This window comes from Nonomuraea sp. NPDC059023 (assembly GCF_042740095.1).
GTDB lineage: Bacteria > Actinomycetota > Actinomycetes > Streptosporangiales > Streptosporangiaceae > Nonomuraea.
The window spans coordinates 1-2,371 of the sequence record NZ_JBHYIO010000120.1 but is presented as its reverse complement, the minus strand read 5'-3'; the positions used below and the strand labels follow the sequence as shown (position 1 = coordinate 2,371).

The following is a 2,371-nucleotide window of genomic DNA, read 5'->3' as shown; positions in this document are numbered from 1 at the left end:
CTGATCAAGAACTACGGCCGCACCCGCGCGCTGGACAGCCTGGACATGAGCGTGCGCGAAGGCGAAGTGCACGGCTTCCTCGGCCCCAACGGCGCCGGAAAGACCACGACCCTGCGCATCCTGCTCGGCATGCTGCGCAAGGACGACGGCGAGGTACGGCTGCTGGGCGGCGACCCCTGGACCGAGGCCGTCGAACTGCACCAGCGGCTCGCCTACGTCCCCGGCGACGTCACCCTCTGGCCGAGCCTGTCCGGCGGCGAGGTGATCGACCTGCTCGGCCGGCTGCGCGGCAGCACCGACACCAAGCGGCGCGACGAACTCATCGAGCGTTTCGCCCTGGATCCACGCAAGAAAGCGCAGACCTACTCCAAGGGCAACCGGCAGAAGATCGCGCTGATCGCCGCACTCGCCTCCCAGGTGGAGCTGCTGCTGCTGGACGAGCCGACCTCCGGTCTCGACCCGCTGATGGAGGCGGTCTTTCGCGAGGTCATCGCCGAGGAACGGCGGGCCGGCCGTACAGTCCTGCTCTCCAGCCACATCCTCGCCGAGGTCGAGATGCTCTGCGACCGCGTGAGCATCATCCGCGACGGCCGGATCGTCGAGGCCGGAACCCTCGCGCAACTGCGCCATCTCACGCGCACCTCGGTCACCGCCGAACTCGCCACGATCCCGGCCGGCGCCCTGCCCGGTGTCCACGACCTCAACATCGACGGTCACCGCGTGCGCTTCCAGGCCGACACCGACCACATCGGCGAAGTGCTCACACACCTGACCCAGTACGGCGTGCGCGACCTCACCGCCCAGCCCCCCACCCTCGAAGAGCTGTTCATGAGGCACTACCGATGAACACGACCACACTGATCCGGCTGATCCTGCGCCGCGACCGCATCTGGCAGCCCCTGTGGATCGGCCTGATCACCCTCTTCGTCGCGACCACGGTGACCACCATCCGGGAACTGCTGCCCACCGCGCAAGCACGCCAGCAGTACGCCGGCGAGATCGTCAACAACCCCGTGATCCTGCTGATGCAGGGCCCGTCCTTCGGCGACAGCCTGGGCGCCATCGCCGCCCAGCAGCGCGGCGCCGCCACCATGGTCTTCGCCGCCCTGGCCAGCATCATCCTGCTGGTCAAGCACACCCGCTCCGACGAAGAGCAGGGGCGGCGCGAACTCGTCGGCTCAGCCGCCGTGGCGCGGCACACCCCGCTGACCGCCGCCCTGGTCGTGGTGCTGGCCGCGAACGCCGTCCTGGCCGTGCTGATCACCGTGGTCTGCGTGAGCGCCGGGCTCCCCTTGGCCGGGTCCCTCGCCTGGGGGCTGGTGGCCGCGTCCGGCGGCTGGATGGCGGCCGCGATGGCCGCGGTCGCCGTACAGATCACCCAGAGCGCCCGCGTGGCCGGCGCCGTGACCTTCACCGCGTTCTTCGCGGCCTACCTGCTGCGCGGTGTCAGCGACGTGGGCGGCCCGGGCATGCACTGGCTGGGCTGGCTCGTGCCGAACGGCTGGATCCTGCGGGCCCGCCCCTTCGGCGGCGAGCAGTGGTGGGTATTCGGGCTGGTCACGGTATTCGTCGCGACCCTGGTCGGCGCAGCCTACGCATTGTCGGCCCGCCGCGACATCGGCTCCGGCCTCAGGCCGCCACGGCCCGGCCCCGCCCACGCACCCGCCAGCCTGCGCGGACCGCTCGGACTGGCCTGGCGCACACACCGGGGCATGGCCCTGGCCTGGATCGCGGGCGCCGCCTTCATCGGCGCCGGGATCGGGCTGGGCGGGCAGAACGCCATCAAAACCTTCGGCCAGAGCGGCGCCCTGGACTTCTGGGCAGAACGCACCGGAACAGACGACCCCGCGCAGATCTTCTTCGAGCTCGTCGTCTACAAACTGGCGGTGTACTCCGTCTCCCTGTACGCGATCATGACGGTGCTCCGCCTACGCGGCGAGCAGGCCACGGAACTCTACCTGTCCCACCCGGTCAGCCGGGCACGCTGGGCACTCAGCCACCCCGTGTTCGCACTGGCGGTACCCGCCGCCGTCCTCGTGACCACCGGCCTCGGGCTGGGCCTCGGCGACGGCGACTTCGCGGCCACCCTGGCCCTCACCACGTTCATCCTGCCCGGCATCTGGGCGATGGCCGGGCTCGCCATGGCGGCATTCGGACTGTTCCGGCGAGCCGGAGTCGTCGTGGCGTGGACCGCCCTGGCAGCGGCCATCGCCCTCGAAATCGGCTGGGAGGTCGGACTGGTGAGCGACCCGCTCTTCAAGATCTCCCCCTTCGCCCACATCCACTACTCCACCCTGGCCGGCTCCGGACCGGGCCCCCTCCTCGGCCTCACCCTCGTGACCACCGGCCTCGTAGCAGCGGGCCTGTACGG

The 2,371-nt window shown here is 70.7% G+C and carries 2 protein-coding genes; both read left to right on the top strand.

Features of this window, described 5'->3' with window-relative positions; all coding sequences use genetic code 11:
* On the top strand, nucleotides 1–846 hold an 846-nt coding region (locus ACFWYW_RS59265; protein ID WP_379628271.1), incomplete at its 5' end, for an ATP-binding cassette domain-containing protein.
* The coding region (locus ACFWYW_RS59260; RefSeq protein WP_379641480.1) for an ABC transporter permease at nucleotides 843–2,371 on the top strand (1,529 nt) is incomplete at its 3' end. The genes ACFWYW_RS59265 and ACFWYW_RS59260, both read left to right, overlap by 4 nt.